Origin of the sequence: Roseovarius sp. S88 (genome assembly GCF_037023735.1) — a bacterium.
Classification (GTDB): Bacteria; Pseudomonadota; Alphaproteobacteria; order Rhodobacterales; family Rhodobacteraceae; genus Roseovarius; species Roseovarius phycicola.
On record NZ_CP146069.1, the window covers coordinates 2,983,950 to 3,004,411 of the forward strand.

Consider the following 20,462-nt stretch of genomic DNA (forward strand, 5'->3'; position numbering starts at 1 on the left):
TTCCCTGATTTAGCAGAACGGTGCGCAAGGGAAAGCCGAAACCCCGAAAAGCCGTTGTCAGCTTGGAAGGCGTCCTCTAAGTTCCCCACCACGCGCTCAGGGGGCTTCGGGGGCAGGTAATGCAGCACGCAAAAACTTCTTTGACATTTGGTGCCATCGTAATTGGCGCTGCGATGGGTCTCGGCACCCCCGGCTTTGCACAATCCGGAACGGTGCAGACCAAGCAATATGATGATGGTGGCATATACGAAGGCACGTTCCTGAACGGGCTTCAGCACGGCACCGGCACCTACACATTGCCTAACGGCTATGAGTATTCCGGCGAGTGGGTCGAAGGCGAAATTTTAGGCGAAGGTGTTGCACGGTTCCCCAATGGTTCTGTCTATGAAGGCCAGTTTGCCAAGGGCAAACCCGAAGGTCTTGGCAAGATCGTATTCTCGGATGGCGGCACCTACGAAGGCACCTGGCAAGATGGCAAGATCAGCGGCGATGGTGTAGCGATCTACGCCAATGGCGTGCGCTATGAGGGTGGATTTCGCAACGCCATGCACAATGGACGCGGCAAGATGCTGAGCCCCGGCGGCTATATCTATGATGGCGACTGGGTGAACGGCATCAAGGAAGGCCGCGCCAAGATCACCTATCCCGATGGCGCGATCTATGACGGTGAGGTCAAGCGTGGGGCGCGCGACGGGCAAGGCAAACTCACCATGCCAGACGGCCTGATCTACGAAGGGCTTTGGGCCGCAGGGCAAATCAACGGCTCCGGCAAACTGGTCCAGCCTAATGGCGATGTCTATGAAGGTCAGCTTGTTGCGGGCCGACGCGAAGGCACGGGCAAGGTCGTATATAACAATGGTGACATCTACGAAGGCGACTTCGCCGATGACCGCCGCCACGGGCAAGGCGTGTTCACTGGCTCTGACGGCTACCGCTACACCGGAAGCTGGGTGGCAGGCAAAATCTCCGGGCAAGGCGAAGTCGTCTATCCCGATGGGTCTGTTTACGCTGGAGAATTCCGCGATGACCTGGCCAATGGTCAGGGCAAAGTGACCTATCCTGACGGAGCCACATACGAAGGCCAATGGTCCGGCGGCGTCATCGAGGGGCGCGGGAAATCCACCTACCCCAATGGTCTTGTCTACGAAGGCGAGTTCCTCAATGCCAAGAACCACGGGCAAGGTATCATGACCTATCCCGATGGCTACCGCTACGAGGGCGAGTGGCGCAATGGACAGCGCCACGGGATGGGCAAAGCAACCTACGCCGATGGCTCGACCTACGAGGGTGAGTTCGTCGGCGGCCAACGTCAGGGCACGGGAAAAATCGTTATGGCCGATGGGTTTACCTATCAAGGTGAGTGGCAAAACGGCGAAATCACAGGCCGCGGCGTGGCGACCTATACCAACGGAGACATCTACGAAGGCATGTTCGCCAGCGGCAAACGCCAGGGCGAAGGCACCATGCGCTATGCGTCAGGTGAGGAAGCCACAGGCACATGGTCTGACGGCGCGCTGGAGGCGCAAACAACGTCTTCTGTGGGCGACGAAGCGCTTGAGGCTGAGACCGAAAGCGAAGTGGACAGCACTGCGAACTAAACAAGTTCACCTCCATCCAAACTTGTAAGGATGCGCGCAGCCCCTTCCAATACCGCATCCCTGCGTTCTTCATCCATACGATCCCATGTGCGGTACATCTGACCCATGCGGGGGTTGTTGGAAAACCGCTCGCGGTGTCGGATCAGGAAATCCCAGTAGAGCAGGTTGAAGGGGCATGCCTGCTCCCCGGTTTTTTCCTTCACGGAATAGGCACAGGATTTGCAATAATCCGACATCCGGTCGATGTAGTTGCCGGAGCTGACATACGGCTTCGAGGCGATGATCCCGTCATCGGCAAACTGGCTCATGCCCACCGTATTTGGCGCTTCAACCCATTCGAATGCATCTGCATAGACCGACAGATACCATTCATGCATCTGATGTGGGTCAATCCCAGCCAGAAGCGCGAAATTCCCTGTGACCATAAGACGTTGGATATGATGGGCATACGCCTCTTCGCGGGTTTGGCCAACTGCATGCGCCATGCAATTCATGCCCGTTTCGCCACCCCAATACATCCAGGGCAGATCGCGGGTGTGTCCCAACGCATTGCGCGTCGGGTAGTCTGGTCCCTCACGGAAATAAATGCCGCGCACATATTCGCGCCAGCCAATGATTTGCCGGATAAACCCTTCAGCCGCATTGATGGGCACGTGCCCGGCCTTCCATTCTTCCTTAACCCGCTTGCAAATCTCTAAGGGGCTCAAAAGTCCGATGTTGAGGTAAGGCGACAACACGGAATGATGCAAAAACCGGTCCCCTTGCAGCATCGCATCCTGAAAATCCCCGAACCCTGCCAGAAGATGCGTCGCGAAGTGATCAAGCGCCTTGAGCGCCTGCTCTCGGGTTACGGCAAACCAAAACGGGCGCAGAGACCCGAAATTCTCACCAAAACGCGTTTCGACCAGATCAAGCACCTCACGGGTGATCTCGTCCGGCTCAAAACCAAGCGGTCCTGAACGGAAAAGATCGTCTGACGCGGGTTTACGGTTGTCGTGGTCGTAGTTCCATTTCCCGCCTGCCGGCTGATCACCCTCCATCATAAGGCCGGTTTTGCGGCGCATGTCGCGATAGAAATATTCCATCCGAAGCTGCTTGCGCCCCTCGGCCCATGTATTGAACTCTTCCAGGGACGACACGAACCGATCATCTGGCAACAGCGTTACGGTCAGCGGTGCCGCCTCTAACGCCTCGATCAGCCGCCACTCTCCGGGTCGCGTTGCGATAACTTCAGACGCGCCATGACCTTCCGCGCGGCGCAAAAGCTCTCCGACAATCGAGGGCGATGTGTCAGGGTTATCCAGTTTCGCATAGGCAACCTGCCAACCATTTTGCCGAAGTGTCCCTGCAAAATGGCGCATTGCCGAAAAAATGAGGGCAATCTTCTTGGGATGATGCCTGACATAGGCCGTCTCATCTGCAACTTCTGCCATCACGATGAGGTCTGTAGCCTTATCCGCCTCGCGCAAAGCAGAGAGACCTTCGCTAAGCTGATCGCCCAGAACAAGAACCAGTCGTTTCACCATGGCACCGGCTTTCCAGACCAGTCAAAGAACGATCCGGTATCCTTGGGCTCCAAGTTGCCTAAAACGCCAAGCAAATCACGTGCCGCCGCGTCGGGAGTGTGGGATTCTCGTCCACCCGCATATTTCGATGTAAGCAGCGTCGCGACTGTGCCGGGATGCAGCGCCACACAGATGGATTGTCTATGCGTCCGCTTCAGCTCAATCGAAGCGCCACGGATCATCTGGTTGAGAGCTGCCTTGGCCGTCCGATAGCTGTACCAGCCGCCCAAATGATTGTCGCCGATGCTGCCGACCCGAGCCGACAGAGCCGCGAAAACCGTCCTACAATCACGTGGCAAGAGCCGTGCCGCCTCTTTCAGCACAAGCGCAGGCCCCATGCAATTCAACCGAAACTGCTCAAGCATCACTTCCGGCCTGATCTCTTTCAAAGCTTTCTCCGGCCCTCGCCCATTCAGCTCCAGCGCACCGGTTGCAACAAAAATCAGGTCGAATGGCCCGCTCAATGCTCCAAGATGCGCTTTGACGGATGCCTCATCTGTCACATCCAGGCCGTCCGCGCTTCGCGACAGCGACGTCACTTTAACCTCACGCTTCTCAAGTGTGCGCACCAAAGCGCTCCCGATGCCGCCCGAAGCGCCGATGATCAATGCCGTTTCCATGCTTTGCGCAGCTAGCCGGGTCTCGCCGCAGATCAAGGTCTGGCGGCTTACACAAGATTCAGGGTTTTCTAACGCTTTCTCCGGTCTTATAATCCCGATCATGTTGATGCAGGATCATATCGTTAGGGAATACACGTGCCCATCCTTGGGTTGCGTTTCCGACCTGCTACTCCTAAGCCGCCTCTGAGCGTGCCCTGACCCGGCGCGACCGCTCAGAGGATGCCTGATCGCGCCAAAGGCTTAGGAAAACAAAGAGATACATCATGACCAACACAGACAAAGACAGAGTTGTCATTTTTGACACCACGCTGCGCGACGGCGAACAGAGTCCCGGCGCAACCATGACACACGCCGAAAAGCTGGAAATAGCCGGGCTTCTGGATGAGATGGGCGTTGATATCATCGAAGCGGGCTTTCCCATTGCCTCTGAGGGCGATTTCAACGCGGTCAGCGAGATTGCCAAAAACACCAAGAATTCGGTGATCTGCGGGCTGGCACGCGCGAATTTCAAGGATATCGACCGGTGTTGGGAGGCTGTGCAGCACGCCAAACGCCCACGCATCCACACCTTCATCGGCACCTCGCCCCTGCACCGGGCGATCCCTAACCTGACGCAGGATGAAATGGCGGATAAGATCCACGACACTGTCACCCATGCCCGCAACCTGTGCGACAACGTGCAATGGTCTCCGATGGATGCCACGCGCACTGAGTGGGATTACCTCGCTCGTGTGGTTGAGATCGCCATCAAAGCAGGGGCTACAACGATCAACATTCCCGATACGGTGGGCTACACTGCGCCAGTGGAAAGTGCCGATCTGATCCGACGTTTGATCGAAGAGGTGCCAGGTGCCGACGAGGTCGTGTTCGCCACCCATTGCCACAATGACCTTGGCATGGCGACAGCGAATGCACTGGCCGCTGTCGCGGGCGGCGCGCGTCAGATCGAATGCACGATCAACGGTCTGGGCGAACGGGCTGGCAATACGGCACTGGAAGAGGTCGTGATGGCCATGAAAGTGCGCAGCGACATCATGCCCTTCTATACTGAAATCGATGCCACCAAGCTGATGCATATCAGCCGCCGTGTCGCCACTGTCAGTGGCTTCAACGTGCAGTTCAACAAGGCCATCGTTGGCAAAAACGCCTTTGCCCATGAAAGCGGCATTCATCAGGATGGTATGCTCAAAAACGCTGAAACCTTTGAGATCATGCGCCCCGAGGATGTGGGCCTGACCGAGACCAACATCGTCATGGGCAAACATTCGGGCCGCGCCGCCCTGCGCTCGAAACTGAGCGATCTGGGGATTGAACTGGCCGACAATCAGCTCAACGATGTCTTTGTGCGGTTCAAGGAACTGGCCGACCGCAAGAAGGAAGTCTTTGATGATGACCTCATCGCTCTTGTCACCGCGGGAGAGAATGCCGAGGACGACCGGCTTGTTCTGAAATCGCTGCGTGTTGTTTGCGGGACCAGCGGACAGGCCGAGTCCGAGATGGTCATGACCATCGATGGCGTTGAAAAATCAGCCTCACAACAAGGCGATGGACCCGTAGATGCGACCTTCAAAGCGGTGCGCGAATTGCATCCCAACACCGCGCATCTGTCACTCTATCAGGTGCATGCCGTCACCGAAGGCACCGATGCGCAGGCCACTGTGTCTGTTCGACTTGAGGAAGATGGGAATATTGCCACCGGGCAGTCAGCGGACACCGACACCGTCGTGGCGTCTGCCAAAGCATATATCAATGCGCTCAACCGCCTGCTGGTGCGCCGTGACAAGGTTGGTCAAGATCAGCGCGAAATCAGCTACAAAGACGTATCCTGATCCGTCTTGATTAAAAGAAACGGGCCTTTTGCGTGATCTGCAAAAGGCCCGTTTTTTGCCTCGCGGGTCTCAAACATAAAGCAGGCACCCGGCAAAGAGGCAGGTCGCAGCAAGCGCGGACGCAACCGTGCGTACATGGTTCCAGAGCGTCCAGTAGGTCGCGTATGTGTCCCAATAGCTATGCGCCGTGGCTCAGTCAGGCGTAATCGGGTCGAGCCGTTTGTTCATCGGCACGTTTCCCAGCACCGTCACAAGAAAGGTGCCGATCACATAGAGAGCGCCCCCGGCGATCCACCACGCTTTCGCTGGTCCTTCGACAAAAACAAAGGCGTAAAGCGACAGCAATGTGGCGACGGGAGCCATGCCCAAGAGCCACACCAGAAAGACCGAGGAATAGACCTTGCGGTTGATCTGTTGCATGGCCTCGATGCCGCTGGTCGGAGTAGCCGCGCAAAGCGAGCGCATGATAAAATCCGAAAACGAAAGAAACACACCCGCGATGAGCGCCAGGATCAAAGCGGCCAGAGCGTAGACGGTGACTGTGATGAAAGAGGTCATTTGAGGTCTCCTGATAGTGCGGGTTATGCGGCACTGCGGCCCAGGGTTTCAGCACGGCTGAGCCAGCCGTTGATCTTCTCCGGCGCGGCCAGCTTGACTGAGCCAAATTGCAGGATCGCCCGAGGCTTGATTCCGCAAAACTTGAAGACCTGGTTGCGAAGAACCCGACGACCCGGGCTGCGGTAGAGAAGCGTGTCAAGCAGCGGCGGCGTATCCGATGTGATGAACGCATCAGCGGTTCGGCCCAACAAAAGCTTGTCCCACTTTATGCCGCGGCGGTGGTACTTATAGGCAAACCCGGAGGTCAGCGCGCGATCAAGAACGGCCTTGGCTGTCGTTGGCATCGCGCCCCACCAATAGGGATGCACGACCAGAATGTGATCGGCCCAGGCCACGTTTTCTTGCCATGAGACAAGATCAGGCTCCAGTTCCGGGGCGTCCGGACCATACCCCTCAAAATGCGGCTCAAACTGCATATCTGCCAGATCCATGCGCCGGATCTCGGCCCCTTTTGCCGCTGCACCTGATTGATACGCATCGGCCAAACCAGAACAGAGCGAGCCAGGTTTTGGATTGGCCACCCAGATGAAGATTTTACGGGTCATTTTGCTTACTCCTTGTTTTAGACGTTGACTTGACACTGTGTAAATTGACACTGTGTAAATAGGAGGAACTTTACACAGTGTCAATAGAAAAGAATCCAACCCGCATTCGCATCCTCAAAGCCGCTTGGAAATTGCTTGATTCCAATCCGGGCGTGGCCGCGCGCATGTCAGATATCGCCAAGAAAGCAGGTGTCAGCCGGCAGGCGCTTTACCTGCACTTCCCCAACCGGACCGAGCTTTTCATCGCCACGACGCGTTATCAGGACGCGCAGTTTGGCGTCGATGATTTGCTCGCCGAGAGCCGGGTCGCAAAGACCGGCCGTGACCGACTCGACGCGTTTGTCAGAGCCTGGGGCGACTACATCCCCAAAATCTACGCCGTGGCCAAAACCCTGATGGTGATGAAAGAAACCGATGAGGACGCAGCGCAGGCATGGTCCGAACGCATGGGCGACATGCGCGAGGGTTGTGCGGCCGCAGTTGAAGCGCTGAAGCGAGACGGGGCGCTGACCAAGAGCCTGACCGTCAACGAAGCGACAGACATACTCTGGACGCTTCTGTCTATCTCAACCTGGGAGCAACTGACGAAGGACTGTGGCTGGTCGCAAGCGGCCTACATCTCGCACCTTCGTATTTTGTGTCGGCACATATTGATCATACCGTGACGATGAAAACCTGCTGTCAAATACATCAAAACGCAGCGTCAAACTTGCGCCATCGCGCAAACCTGATCATGTTAGCGCGATGGGAGGCCAGCAGCGTCACGACACGCTGCCGTTTGGGAGGACACAAGAGATGACATTTGCCACGCGCCAGGATGTGCTGGACATTGAGAACGAAAAGCCATGGGACGAGCGCGACGTTCCCAAAACGGTTTACAAAATGCTCGCCGAAACAACCGGGGCATTTCCGAACCGCCCAGCGATCAGCTATCAGATCATGTCAGGGCCGACCGACAAGGCCGAAACGCTCACATGGCAGCAGTTTCACGATCAGGTCGCGCAAGCGGCAAACCTTTTTCGCAGCCTGAAGATCGGCGAAAACGATGTCGTCGCTTTGGTCATGCCCAATACACTTGAAACCGCGATTGCCACGATCGGTGCCATGGTTGCTGGCATTGCCAACCCCGTTAACCCGCTTCTGGAACCAGAACAGATCGGAGCAATCCTGCGTGAGACAAACGCCAAGGTCGTTGTCACCCTGCGCGCCTTCCCCAAAACGGACATCGCCCAGAAAACGGCCGAGGCCGTGCGCCATGCTCCGAACGTGCATACCGTGCTCGAAGTGGACATGAACCGGTATCTGACGCCCCCCAAAAGCTGGATCGTGCCACTGATCCGCCCCAAGAACCCGGCCAACCATCACGCAGACCTCAAGAACTTCAACGCCGAAATGGCCAGGCAACCCAAAACGCTCAGCTTTGAAGACAGCGCGGGAGATCGTGTTGCGGCTTACTTTCACACCGGCGGGACCACCGGAATGCCCAAGGTCGCACAGCACCGTTATTCCGGCATGGTTTATAACGGGTGGCTTGGTCACCGCCTGCTCTTTACCGAAAACGACAGTGTGATGTGTCCATTGCCGCTGTTCCATGTCTTTGCCTGCCACGTGATCCTCATGGCGATGATCAAATCCGGTGCGCATGTGGTCTTCCCCACGCCTGCTGGCTATCGCGGTGATGGGGTTTTTGATAATTTCTGGAAGCTCTGCGAGCGCTGGAAAACCACCTTTGTCATCACCGTGCCCACAGCGGTTGCCGCGCTCATGCAGCGCAAGGTCGATGCGGATGTCTCGACCGTGAAGAACGCGTTTTCCGGATCGGCCCCCATGCCAATGGAGTTGTTCAAACGGTTTGAATCCGCCACCGGCATGGCCGTCATCGAAGGGTACGGGTTGACGGAGGCGACATGCCTTGTGTCCTGCAACCCGCCCACGGGCGAAAAGAAAGTTGGCTCGGTCGGCGTGCCGTTCCCGCATACGGATGTGAAGATCATTACCGCCACCGACAACGGCCCCATGGAATGCGAGCCGGACCAGATCGGTGAAATCTGTATTTCAAACCCTGGAGTCTTTTCCGGCAACACCTATACCGAAGCGGCCAAGAACGCCGACCTCTACCACTACAACGAATATCTACGCACCGGAGATCTGGGCCGGATTGATGAAGACGGATATCTCTGGATCACAGGCCGCGCCAAGGACCTGATCATTCGCGGCGGACACAACATTGACCCGGCTGAGATCGAAGAGGCGCTGATGGCGCATAGTGCTGTCGCCATGGCCGGGGCCATCGGTCAGCCCGATGCCCATGCGGGTGAAATCCCCTGCGCCTATGTGGAGTTGGTCGACGGGGGCGACGTGGACGGCGAGACCTTGCTAGAGCATTGCAAAAAGCACGTGCATGAGCGTGCTGCGATCCCCAAGCATATCGAAGTGCTGCCTGAGCTGCCCAAGACGGCCGTGGGCAAGGTTTTCAAGCCTGATCTGCGCAAGCGCGCCATCACGCGTATCTATAACGCCGAGTTGGACAAAGCGGGCATTGCAGCTCAGGTAACGGAAGTCACTGACGACAAAAAGCGCGGCCTGATCGCCAAAGTTTCCAAATCGGGTGATGTGGATGAGGCCGCCCTGTCACAAACCTTGGGGCAATTCACCCGCCCTTGGGAATGGGCAGACTAGGCCAACACCCGGGGATCATTCCCCGGGCCAGACCAACTCCAACCTGATGCCACCGGGTTCCGCAAACATCATATGATGGCGCGGGCCCTGCCCCATGGGTTCAGGTGCAAATTCAACCGTGGCACCGGGATAGGCCCTGATCCGGGCATGCAAGTCATCCAACTCCGCACGCGTTGCCACTTCCAAAGCGAGATGATGAAGTCCGATGTTTTGCCGCCGGTCAAATGCGCGCGGTGGTGGATCCTGCGCCACCTGCCAAAGCGTCAAACGGCTTGTGCCATCACTCACCGCACTGCGCGGATAACTATCGTCCCGGCCGCTTTCGCTCCATCCCAAAACATCGGTGAAAAAGGCAACGCTGGCATCAAGGTCACGCACAGCCAGCCCCAGGTGATTAATTCCTTGGGTCATCGGTCTCTCCAAATTGTGCGTCCCCGATGCGGTCAATCAACCATGACCCGAAACAGGCTTCAACCGCGAAAACTCACGATGTCTTCAAACGCTTCGCGCTCTGTCCGATAGTTATTTACAGGATGCTCAGTATCTGCGTAGCCAAAGGAAATCGCGCAGAGGACCATCCGCTCCTCAGGCAGGCCAAAGTGACGCCGGATCATATCGGGATAGGCCGCAACAGCCGCCTGTGCGATGGTCCCGACCCCCTGTGCCGTGGCGGCAGCCATGAATGCTGTCAGAAACCCTCCGGCATCCAGTGCTCCATAGGCCCCAAGAACGCGTGGCGTATGAAGAATGGCCACGTGTGGTGCATCAAACAGCTCAAAGTTTCGCATTGATTGGCGTGCCCGTGCAGCGCGATCTTCACGTGCAATCCCAACCGCATTATAAAGCCCATAACCGCAAGTGCGCCGCCGGTCGCCCAATTCATCAGGATAAGCCTCCGGCCAAGGCAGGTCAGGCCCAGGCTTTCCTTCCTGCACTTCTTTCAACAGAGCTTGGCGAAACGCTTCTGTTTCCGCCCCCGAGGCAATGACCACCTGCCATGGCTGCACATTGTTCCAACTGGCCGTGTGACGCGCCGTATTGAGGATGTCCTCAATCACATCCCGTGGCACCGGGTTCGATTTGAACGCGCGGCAAGAATAGCGTGCCTGCATCACTCGCCGAAACGCCTCTCCATCTGGTGTCATTCTGTCCTCATTGGTTCATAGCGACCACATATCCAACCGCAGCCGCAGCAATGGCACCCAGCACGACGGCGATGGCAATCTTGATGGCTGAATAGGGCCGCTCGCCCTGCACCTTGCCGTTGCGTCCGTTGACCACAAAGCGATAGGTCTTGCCACGATACTTGTAGGCGGCCAGCCACACCGGCAGCAGCACATGTTTGAACGTCACATCCTTGATGTCGGTGCTGATCGAATGAATACGCTGCCGGTCCCCTCCGATATCAAAGCGCACATCGCGAGCAATAACATTGTCCATAATCTGCCGTGCCTCAGAGAACCCATCGGGCAATTCCACCTGATAGCCTTCGGCCCGAAACCCGGCCAAATATTCAGGCGAATAAGGGCGCAGATCGCTCAGATCCCATGGCTCAAGCGCATCTGTGTAACGCTTGGGCAAAGTGCGCGACGCCAACACCAAAACGTCATCAAAAAACCGCGCCACGCGCCCCGAAACGGGCCGCCAGCGCACCTTGGCCACGCGCACATTTTGGCGCTTGCCGTCGCGCATGACGGTTTTGTTTTCATAATAAACCGTGCCGCGTTCGCCTCGGTAATGCGACTTGGTATCAGCATCATAGGTCCAATAGGGCACATAAATGCCCTGCATCTTGCGTCCCTTGCGGGCATAGTCCTGCAGTCCATTGGGCGCGAACCACAGGCTGCCAAGCCAGTCCGACATCGCCCCCCGCGCGGCCGGTTCTTCAACACTGAAGGGCAAAAGCCCTCTTGGCTTGATGTGCCGATGAATGCCGGTATCCGTGACCATAGGCGTTGCACAAAATGGGCATTCAGCGGCATGTAGCGTCTCGTCGAACTCCACCTGCGCGGCACAGTTGGGGCACTGCACCACCCGGGTTTCCTCGATCTCGGCTTCGGCCAGTTGTCCATCCAAAGCCGCTTGAAAATCCAGCTCTCGAACCGAGGAGGCCCAAGGACTGGACTGCGTGACATCCTCGGTGTTGCCGCAATGATCACAGATCAGTTGCTCTTCGCGCGGGGCATAGCGAAAATCGGCACCGCAATTGTCGCAGGGAAAGCGGTGTTCTTCGACTGGCGCGCGATCATCTGGCATGTATCTGGCTCAAAGATGCAATTCCCAAAGAAGGTGGCAGCGGCCTTCAGGCCGAAAGGTCGTTAAACTTTGGGCGGGGGTGGCGGCATCACGGTAAAGAGTTGGGCCAGTTCCTGCACCTCATCCGCCAGAAGCCAGCCGTCCTGACCAGCGGTCCAGACATAGGTCTCGCGCGTCAGCTTACCTTCACCGGCCATGCGGCCCAGGTCAGCCTTGGAATAAGGCCCATGCGTCTTGCCGTTCTCGGCAATGTGCCACACATGCTCAACCGGAGGCGGAGGCGGCGTTTGATGTCCGGCCATCTGCGTGGCCATGGCCATCCCCATACCCATGCCAAGACCAGCTCCCATGCCGCCACCCCCATCCGGATTGCGGGCCGCAGCGGTCATGGCCTCTGCGGTGGAGTAGTCCCGGAACCGGCGCAAATCACCCGCAACTCCCATCGAGGTGCGTTTGTCGAGCGCTTCTTCTACGGCAGGCGGCAGCGAGATGTTTTCAATATAAAACTCCGGAATGGTCAGCCCATACTCTGCAACCACTGCAGAAATCTCTTCCGCCACCAGCTTGCCCAACTCGCCTGTATTTGCGGCCATGTCCAGTACCGGAACGCCCGACGCTGCAATAATGCGCGAAAACGCCTGCACGATGATGTTGCGGATCTGGTAGCTGATCTCGTCCATGGTAAATTCACCATCGGTACCAACGATCTCAATCAGGAACTTTGCTGGGTCAATGACGCGCACCGAATAGGTGCCAAAGGCGCGTAGACGGGTTGGCCCAAACTCCGGGTCGCGCAGCATGATGGGGTTCTTCGTGCCCCATTTCAGGTCATTAAACCGCGTGGTGTTGACGAAATAGACCTCGGATTTAAACGGGCTTTTGAACCCATGATCCCAGCTGTTAATCGTGGTCAGGATCGGCATATTGTTCGTCTCAAGCATATAAAGCCCAGGCGTAAACACATCCGCCAACTGCCCCTCATGCACAAACACCGCCGCTTGCCCTTCGCGCACGGTCAGCTTGGCTCCATATTTGATCTCATGATCCTCGCGCTCAAACCGCCAGACCATGGTGTCCCGCGTATCATCCGTCCAATGGATGACATCGATGAATTCACCTGTGAGAAAATCTAGAATGCCCATTGTCTGGTCTCCTTTTGTCGTCAGCTGGGACCGCTGCGATTGGCAAAGATACGAGAAAAGATCGGCCGCGCCTCTTCCAAAGCCATGCCAGGCTTGAGCGCAGGGCTATAAAGCGTGCGCAGCAATTCCTCGTCATGGCTGGTCAAAAGCGCGAATTCCTCGTCATCGTTAAAAATAGATGGTCGTGCACGAGGACTATCATTGGCAAGACCGAGGCCCTGCGCCAATTCCTCGTGAATGCAGGCAAGCCGTTGAAGTGCCGTGTTTTCCGAGCGGATATAGGCCAGCGCCACACGATACTCGTAGTCATTCTCCATACCCGCTGCGATGACGAAGCACCGGATAGAGCGTGGCAGGCGGTTGTAGAACCCTACGCTGCCGCGCTGAAAACTCGGTAGAATCTCCCGTGTACGCGCACTGGCCTCTTCGGCATCATCGGCACTCATGATCATCACGGTGAAATTTGCATTGTTGTTGCTCACCGAGATAGGATGCTCAGTGATCCGCGACAGACGTGCGGCATAAGATCGGATATGAGCGATATCACGGGCCTGAATGTCCTTGGGCACCCGCGCGCCAAATTCAATACCGATGCGCACCGGCACCCGCCATTTGCGCAACCGGCCCGGCACATCATCTGCTGGGCTAAGCCCGCCATTGTTCTGGTATTCGTTATAGAACGCGATCCGCTCGAAGTTTCTCTTGAGGTCTGTATCGCTATAGGGGGTATCCACGCCCCCACCGCCAGTGCGCATCAGGTCTTGGGCCTGTAGATCATTCTGAAGCCGCGCATAGTAAAGCGTCAGCGCCTCGCTGGCGGCCGAAGGCTGAATGTCATCGCCCTCCAACAAATCCGCCGGACGCGCCTGTGGTTTTGCTGATGGGTCAAGTGCTGTCGACGACAGGCACCCGGCGAGACATACAAGTCCCGCCAGACCTATGGCCGTTCGCCAAACACGATGAACATTATGCAAGCTAGGCGGCTCCGTTTCTTAGCCCGGCACAGCCGTGCCGGCATTGTCGCCCACACCATCACGCCGCGACTTGGCCGCTGCAAGCGTGTCACGCAGCTCGGCTTCCATCTTTTTGAGTTCTTCTTCCGCAGCTGCGCGACGGGCCTTGCCTTCATCCGCAATCTGAAGGCTCTCTTCGATGGTGCCGATCAGATCGGCATTGGCCTGTTTAACCGCTTCGATGTCAAACACGCCGCGCTCCATCTCTTCGCGGATCATCTTGTTTGCATCGCGCAGGTTCTCGGCATTGGACGTCAGTAGTTCATTGGTCAGATCATTGGCATCCCTGACCGCCGCCGCAGCTTCGGCAGAGCGCTGAATGGTCACGGCCTGCGCCAGTTGCGTCTCCCAAAGTGGCACGGTGTTCACAAGCGTCGAGTTGATCTTGGTCACCAGCGACTTGTCGTTTTCCTGAACCAACCGGATCGAGGGCAGCGATTGCATCGTCACCTGACGCGTCAGTTTCAGGTCATGCACCCGGCGCTCAAGATCATCTCGCGCAGCACGCAGATCGCGTAACTCTTGCGCCTGCATCACCTGCTGATCTTCTGGCGCGGCCTGCACTTCGGCCTCTTTGGCCGGAATGGCCGTCTCATCCAGCTCTTTCAGCTTTTCTTCACCCGCCGCGATGTAGAGCGCCAGCTCATTGTAGAACTGCAGGGTTTTCTCATAGAGCAGATCGAGCGACTTGATATCCTTCAAAAGCGTATGCTCATGCGCCAAAAGATCATCGGTGATCTTGTCGATCTGGCCTTGCACGGTTTCGAACCGTGCTGTGAACTTCGCAAACGGGGCGGCACGGCCCAAAAGCTTTTCCCACCATGTCCGCTCCCGCCGCACATCCAACTCAGAGACTGAGAAGCCCCGAATGGTCGTCACGATGTTGCGCAGCGAACTGCCCGCAGGACCCACATCCTTGTTGCGCACGCCTTGCAGCATGGATTGGGAAATCTCCTGCAACTCGGACTGCGCAGCCGAACCAAATGAGACGATCGAGTTGGTGTCGCCCATGTCAATCTCATCCATCCGCTTGCGGATTTCAGCGCCCTCGGCAGGGTCCGCCTGAGCAAGCGGTACGATGGCACCCGCCTCTTTCGGCTCAGGCAGGATCACCCGGCTGATTTCTTCCACTTCGGCCAATGCAGCCTCGGCTTTTTTGCGAATAGTCTCTGACATAGTACCCCCCTCTTCGGGCTATTGCGTGTCGTCCAAACGAATACCTTCGCGTGCAAGTCTGTCACGCAGAACGCTGATTTCGATTTCCAGATCACTGTTGTTGTCGGTCAAAAGCTTGCGCGTCTTGGCCGTAAAATTCTCTTCCAGATCGGTGAGCAGAATCATGTAGTCCGAGCGCGCCCCTGCATCCCGCGACCGACTATAGATATCTGCGAACTTCACGGTCGCATCCCGCGCACCCATTAAATACACACCAAGGTACTTTCGCGCCGCAGTTAGGTCCCGCGGGTCATCCTCAACCGTGCGCAACATGTCACGGACACTCACCTGAAACCGTTCAAGCCTTGCCTCGGCCTGACGATCTCCAGCTCGTTTGATCGCATCCGTCATACCACTGAGATAGCTTTCGGCCTTGTCCACAACGCGTGCCACGCGATCTGTTTGAGCCTTGTCTATTCCTTCCATTCCTTTGTCCCGCATTGGATCAGGACCAAAGGCGAAAAAGTGCAAGACGCACCCCAAGGCCGCATAAATGACCGGGACCACGAGGCCTCCGGCGCTGGCACAACCTGCCACTGCCAGACCCAACCCCGTGAGAGCAGAGCCTGCCATTTTGCGTGGGAACCCAGGCGCCCGAGCGACTTTGCGCGCCTCATAGGATTCCTGCGCGACAATCCCTTCGCGCGTCAGCCAAGCTGCCAAAAGCAAAAGGCCTAGGGCCGCAAGATAAAGCGCCAGACCGGTCGGCCCTGACGTAAAAGCCGCCCAGATCAGTGGCAGAGGTGCAAGGAAAAGAACATTAACACGCCCACCCGCCTGTGTCCGACGCGCACCTTGGTACGCCCCACGTTCGGGGATCCCATCAGACGGCTTACCATCGGGGCTATGTTTTCCGCCAAATCGCTGAGCCATTACACGCCTCCGGCTATCGAGACGTAGAGGATCAATATGACAAGCAGAAAAAACGCCAGTCGTTGCAGGCCGCTCCCAGTCATATGCCCCTCAAATTTGTGTCCACCCCATGAAACTTAGGTCATGCCCGCCCCCCTTGCTAGGGGGAAGTTTGTGGGCACCGACGCAACCAGAGCGCCCACAAGTTTCTTTGACCAATCTCTAGTGCAGTTTGGAATGCGTTCGCCGCTCAGCGTTGAGCTTGCGCGTATAGCCCGATTGAATGATCTCCACAGCCACCAGTACCAGAACAGAGAAGTAGAAGGTGGTCTTGGACATCGGAATGACCTCATACCCGAAAACCTTGAGCGCCAGACTGTCATCATGCATCGCATGCGCCGCCGCCTGACCCGCCTCGCCCAGCAAGACCACACCGACGATGAGGAGTATAAAGAGACCCAAAACCTCGTACATTCGGTTTTTCTCAAGAAATCTTGTCACACCATCGGCAAGTACAAGCATCGCGATACCGGACAAGATGATCGCCGTGGCCAATATGGGGAAAACATCCGTGATGGCCAGAGCCGACAACACCGAGTCAAAGGAAAAGATAAGGTTCATCAACACGATAAGCATCACGACCTTGACAGCGGACTTGCCTGACTTGCCTTCTACATCGGTATCAAGATGCTCAATCGTGAGCATGTGACTGATCTCTTTCACCGCTGTGTAGATGATAAATATGCCGCCTAGGATAAACACGCAGGTGGCAAAATTCACGCCCCCCTCAATCAGCCCCGGTGAACTGAACACAAAGAACGGCTCAGCCATCGCGTCGATCAGCTGGATCATCGTGAAAAGCAGGATCACCCGCAGCGCTACCGCGATGATGATACCCCAGAACCGCACAGCCTTTTGGTGTGCGACTGGCGCGCGCTGCGATTCAATCGAGATATAGAGAAGGTTGTCGAAACCTAGAACCGCCTGCAGAAAACACAACATCAGCAGGTTACCAAGGTTTTCAATCGTCAATAGTTCGGCCATTTTATCGCCCTCGTTACATGTGCCGTTTTTTGCTGATTACCCCAGTGGCGTACCAAAAACAAAACCAAACCCATCGGAATGGACGCAGGAGACGGTTTCACCTAGAATTTTTGGAAACCGCGACGATTGGGACACGCATGACGTCGGTTCGCCTCAGACTTTTGATCCTGGCCCTGTTGCCATTGGTGGTGCTTATGCCATTGCTGCTTTGGCTCGCAGTCAGCCGTTGGGCCGCCAATTACGACAATCTTTTGATTGCCAATGTCGAAAGCGATCTGCGCATCGCCGAGCAATATCTGGCTCAAATCATGACCACCACCGGAGACGGGGTCGAGGGGCTGGCGTCTTCGACAACCTTCAAGGACGCCGCAGGTCTGTCACGCACAAAATTCGAAGCCTTTCTGGAAGACAAACGTGCAGAGCTTGGTCTGGACTTTCTTTACTATCTGCCACGCGGCGCGGCACAGCACGCTGGAACCAAGTGGCCGGTGATCAGTGCGGCAATCAATGGACCGGGGGCAACAGAGATCGATATTTTTTCCGGGGGAGACCTTTTGGCGGTTGATGAGGATCTTGCCCTGCGGGCGCGCCTTCCTTTGATCGAAACCGAAGCCGCCGTTCCCACCGACCGTAACATCGAGGATCGCGGCATGGTGGTTCACACCGCGACGGGTGTTTCTGTCCCGGGTCGTATTGGTGTTTTGGTCGGAGGTATCCTTCTCAATCGCAACCTTGATTTCATCGACACGATCAACGCTCTTGTCTACCACTCAGAAGGCACCGAAAGCGGCGATCGCCAAGGCACAGCGACGCTCTTTCTTGAGGACGTGCGCGTGTCGACCAATGTGCGGCTTTTTGAGGGAGAACGCGCGCTTGGCACACGCGTGTCCGCGGTCGTGCGGCATGCCGTCTTGGATGAGGGGCAGACCTGGCTCAATCGCGCGTTTGTCGTAAACGATTGGTATATCTCCGGCTATCTGCCCTTGATCGATAGCATGGGCCATCGAGTGGGCATGCTCTATGTCGGGTATCTTGAAGCCCCGTTCATCGCAGCCAAGCGCGGAGCTTACGTTCTGATCTTTGCCGCTTTCGCTGCGGTGCTTGCCCTCACAATCCCGCTGTTTCTGCGACTCGCAGGTGGTATTTTCTCGCCATTGGAGCGAATGACGCAAACCATGAAGCGCGTCGAAGACGGGCAATTGGATGCCCGTATCGGTGCAGTCTCGGCCAAGGACGAGATCGGTGAGGTCGCCGCGCATCTCGATGAGTTGCTTGATCAGGTTCAGGAACGTGACCAGGCGCTCCGGTCTTGGGCGGATGAACTGAACACGCGCGTTGAAGATCGCACCAAGGAACTGCGCGAGACCAACGAAAAGCTGGAAGCGACATATCAGCAGCTGGTGATGAGCGAAAAGCTCGCCTCCATCGGTGAAATCACCGCTGGCGTTGCGCATGAGATCAACAATCCGGTTGCCGTGATCCAGGGCAATGTGGATGTGATCCGTGAAACTCTGGCAGATGCAGCCGACCCCGTTGCGACGGAACTTGCGCTCATTGACCAGCAGATTTCCCGAATCAACGCCATTGTCGGAAAGCTTTTGCAATTTGCTCGACCCGGCGACTACGGCGTGTTCGCCGAACAGGTGGATGTGTCCGGCGTTCTGGACGATTGCCTGGTGCTTGTGGACTATGTTCTGAGTAAAGGTGACATAAAGGTTGAGATCGAGCGCTCTGATGCGCCTCTCGTCAGCATCAATACAGGCGAATTGCAGCAAGTGATCATCAACCTTGTGGTCAATGCGGTGCAAGCCATGGACAACAAAGGCAAGCTTACTCTGACCGTTGGCAAATCCATGCGAGACGGGCAGATCGGTACGGCGCTTGTGGTGTCCGACACTGGGCCGGGCGTGGATACCGGGCGGATCAACACAGTATTTGATCCGTTTTACACAACCAAGCTTGGCGAAGGCACCGGACTAGGCCTTTCCGTCAGTCAAACGCTCATTGCTCAAGCCGATGGGCTCATTTCAGTGCGCAACAAAGCCGAAGGTGGTGCGGAATTTTCCGTCTGGTTGCCCGAGGCGCAGGACGACCAAGAGGCCGCCTAGCCAACCCAGGCCGCACATTTGCGGTCAATCGTTTTGCGTGAGACACCCAGCCGCCGCGCGGCCTCCGCCCGGTTGCCGCCACATGCGTCCAGAACATTCAGGATGTGGCGTTGCTCGACCAACTCAAGCGTCTCAATGGCCTGTGCCCCGGTAACTGCACCGCGACCATCAAACTCTTCGGGGAACGCCCCCAAAATCACCGATCTTTCAATCAGATTGCGAAGTTCCCGCACGTTGCCCGGCCAATTATAGCGGCTCAGCTTGAGCAACACTTCTTCGTTCAGATCAAGCGCGGGCAGCCCCAGAGTTTCCGAGGATTCACTCATGAACAAGGAGGCAAGCTCGACAATATCTTCCTGGCGGTCGCAGAGATTGGGCATCTGCACCTGAACGACATTAATCCGGTGGTAAAGATCCGCACGAAAACGACCTTCGGCGACCTCGTCTTTAAGATTGGCGTTGGTCGCAAAGAAAAACCGCAGGTTCAAAGGTATTTCGCGCTCGGCCCCCAAAGGGCGGATACGGTGATCTTCCAGCACACGCAGCAAAGCTGCTTGCACTTGATCCGGCAATAGCGCAACTTCGTCCAGAAAGAGCGTGCCACCATCTGCATGCAGAAACAGCCCGTCCTTACGATGCGCCTGCCCTTCGATGACACCAAACAGCTCTTCAGCGATGTGATCAGGAGAAATCGTAGCACAGTTCACCGCGACAAAGGGTTTATCCGCACGATCCGACAAACCATGCAAGGTGCGCGCAGCAACCTCCTTGCCCGTACCACTTGCCCCGGTGAAAAGCACCGGCGTCGGTGTTGGGGCCACTTTGCCCAACGTGTCACGTACCGCCTGAATGGCGGGGGAATACCCCAGTAGACGCCCAGGTCCACGTGTACTGCCGCCAGTGAGTTCATGTTTGAGCAGGAAATTCTCGCGCCGCAGAAATTTGCGGTCCAGGGCACGCGCCACGGCATTCAGGATTTGATTGGCCCGAAACGGCTTGAGCACAAAATCCGCCACGCCCGTGCGCAGCGCCTGAATGGCCGTATCCAGATCGGCATAGGCCGTGATCATGATCGCGTCGGCGAAAAGCCCGACCTGCCGCTGTTCTTCCAGCCATTGTAGCCCGGTCTTTTTGGGCATGATATTGTCAAGGATCACCAGATCGAAATGCGACTGATCCAGAATGGCCGACGCCTGTTCCGTTGAACGGGCCTGCTCGATCCGCTTGACCCGCGGTTCCAGAATTTTCGTCAAAAAGTTCCGCATACCCGGTTCGTCATCAATCACAAGCACCGATGCAAATTGTAGACTCTCTCCGTATTCCTTATCCGGTCGTACCGCTGACGCGGTGGCCGACTGCGCCGCAGGTTTGTTCATGT

General features: G+C 56.8%; 18 protein-coding genes. 5 read left to right on the forward strand and 13 right to left on the reverse strand.

Annotated features, from left to right (window positions below; genetic code table 11):
- The first annotated feature begins 173 nt into the window (after positions 1-173).
- On the forward strand, positions 174-1,598 hold the full coding sequence (locus RZ517_RS15125; RefSeq protein ID WP_338551178.1) for an MORN repeat-containing protein: 1,425 nt from the start codon (positions 174-176) through the stop codon (positions 1,596-1,598).
- Here RZ517_RS15125 and RZ517_RS15130 read toward each other — a convergent pair.
- Complete coding sequence (locus RZ517_RS15130; RefSeq protein ID WP_338548993.1) at positions 1,595-3,124, reverse strand: cryptochrome/photolyase family protein; 1,530 nt, start codon at positions 3,122-3,124, stop codon at positions 1,595-1,597. The genes RZ517_RS15125 and RZ517_RS15130 overlap by 4 nt on opposite strands.
- Complete coding sequence (locus tag RZ517_RS15135) at positions 3,118-3,783, reverse strand: SDR family NAD(P)-dependent oxidoreductase (protein WP_338548994.1); 666 nt, start codon at positions 3,781-3,783, stop codon at positions 3,118-3,120. The genes RZ517_RS15130 and RZ517_RS15135 overlap by 7 nt, the downstream gene beginning before the upstream one ends.
- Before the next feature lie 263 nt (positions 3,784-4,046).
- On the opposite strand from RZ517_RS15135, the gene RZ517_RS15140 reads away from it, so the two are divergent.
- Entirely contained in the window at positions 4,047-5,612 is a 1,566-nt protein-coding gene (locus tag RZ517_RS15140) for a 2-isopropylmalate synthase (protein ID WP_338548995.1), read from the forward strand.
- Positions 5,613-5,804: 192 nt separating this feature from the next.
- On the opposite strand, the gene RZ517_RS15145 is transcribed toward RZ517_RS15140, so the two are convergent.
- Both RZ517_RS15145 and RZ517_RS15150 read right to left on the reverse strand, forming a co-directional pair.
- Entirely contained in the window at positions 5,805-6,170 is a 366-nt protein-coding gene (locus tag RZ517_RS15145; RefSeq protein ID WP_338548996.1) for a DUF1772 domain-containing protein, read from the reverse strand.
- Between the two features lie 23 nt (positions 6,171-6,193).
- The gene (locus RZ517_RS15150; protein WP_338548997.1) at positions 6,194-6,775 is read right to left on the reverse strand and encodes an NAD(P)H-dependent oxidoreductase; all 582 of its coding nucleotides are present in this window, start codon (positions 6,773-6,775) and stop codon (positions 6,194-6,196) included.
- Between the two features lie 77 nt (positions 6,776-6,852).
- Between RZ517_RS15150 and RZ517_RS15155 the strand changes: the two genes are divergently transcribed.
- A complete protein-coding gene (locus RZ517_RS15155) occupies positions 6,853-7,440 on the forward strand; it encodes a TetR/AcrR family transcriptional regulator (RefSeq protein ID WP_338548998.1) in 588 nt (195 codons plus the stop codon).
- 130 nt (positions 7,441-7,570) lie between these two features.
- The gene (locus RZ517_RS15160; protein ID WP_338548999.1) at positions 7,571-9,454 is read left to right on the forward strand and encodes an acyl-CoA synthetase; all 1,884 of its coding nucleotides are present in this window, start codon (positions 7,571-7,573) and stop codon (positions 9,452-9,454) included.
- Between the two features lie 15 nt (positions 9,455-9,469).
- On the opposite strand, the gene RZ517_RS15165 is transcribed toward RZ517_RS15160, so the two are convergent.
- The 8 genes from RZ517_RS15165 to RZ517_RS15200 form a co-directional block, all read right to left on the reverse strand.
- Entirely contained in the window at positions 9,470-9,865 is a 396-nt protein-coding gene (locus tag RZ517_RS15165) for a VOC family protein (RefSeq protein WP_338549000.1), read from the reverse strand.
- Between the two features lie 59 nt (positions 9,866-9,924).
- Complete coding sequence (locus RZ517_RS15170; RefSeq protein ID WP_338549001.1) at positions 9,925-10,599, reverse strand: nitroreductase; 675 nt, start codon at positions 10,597-10,599, stop codon at positions 9,925-9,927.
- Between the two features lie 7 nt (positions 10,600-10,606).
- Positions 10,607-11,710, reverse strand: coding sequence for a TFIIB-type zinc finger domain-containing protein (locus tag RZ517_RS15175; RefSeq protein ID WP_338549002.1), 1,104 nt, complete (start codon positions 11,708-11,710; stop codon positions 10,607-10,609).
- Positions 11,711-11,772: 62 nt separating this feature from the next.
- Complete coding sequence (locus RZ517_RS15180; protein WP_338549003.1) at positions 11,773-12,852, reverse strand: SPFH domain-containing protein; 1,080 nt, start codon at positions 12,850-12,852, stop codon at positions 11,773-11,775.
- Between the two features lie 20 nt (positions 12,853-12,872).
- On the reverse strand, positions 12,873-13,826 hold the full coding sequence (locus RZ517_RS15185; protein WP_338549004.1) for a DUF2927 domain-containing protein: 954 nt from the start codon (positions 13,824-13,826) through the stop codon (positions 12,873-12,875).
- 18 nt (positions 13,827-13,844) lie between these two features.
- The gene (locus RZ517_RS15190; protein WP_338549005.1) at positions 13,845-15,041 is read right to left on the reverse strand and encodes a toxic anion resistance protein; all 1,197 of its coding nucleotides are present in this window, start codon (positions 15,039-15,041) and stop codon (positions 13,845-13,847) included.
- An 18-nt stretch (positions 15,042-15,059) separates the two neighbouring features.
- Complete coding sequence (locus RZ517_RS15195; RefSeq protein WP_338549006.1) at positions 15,060-15,953, reverse strand: 5-bromo-4-chloroindolyl phosphate hydrolysis family protein; 894 nt, start codon at positions 15,951-15,953, stop codon at positions 15,060-15,062.
- Positions 15,954-16,154: 201 nt separating this feature from the next.
- Entirely contained in the window at positions 16,155-16,976 is an 822-nt protein-coding gene (locus tag RZ517_RS15200) for a TerC family protein (protein WP_338549007.1), read from the reverse strand.
- 137 nt (positions 16,977-17,113) lie between these two features.
- On the opposite strand from RZ517_RS15200, the gene RZ517_RS15205 reads away from it, so the two are divergent.
- The gene (locus RZ517_RS15205; protein ID WP_338549008.1) at positions 17,114-19,084 is read left to right on the forward strand and encodes a sensor histidine kinase; all 1,971 of its coding nucleotides are present in this window, start codon (positions 17,114-17,116) and stop codon (positions 19,082-19,084) included.
- Here the strand turns inward: RZ517_RS15205 and RZ517_RS15210 are convergent.
- Positions 19,081-20,460 (reverse strand): sigma-54-dependent transcriptional regulator, encoded by a 1,380-nt coding sequence (locus tag RZ517_RS15210; protein WP_338549009.1) that lies wholly within the window; start codon positions 20,458-20,460, stop codon positions 19,081-19,083. The two genes, RZ517_RS15205 and RZ517_RS15210, sit on opposite strands and share 4 nt — an antisense overlap.
- Between the last annotated feature and the right edge of the window lie 2 nt (positions 20,461-20,462).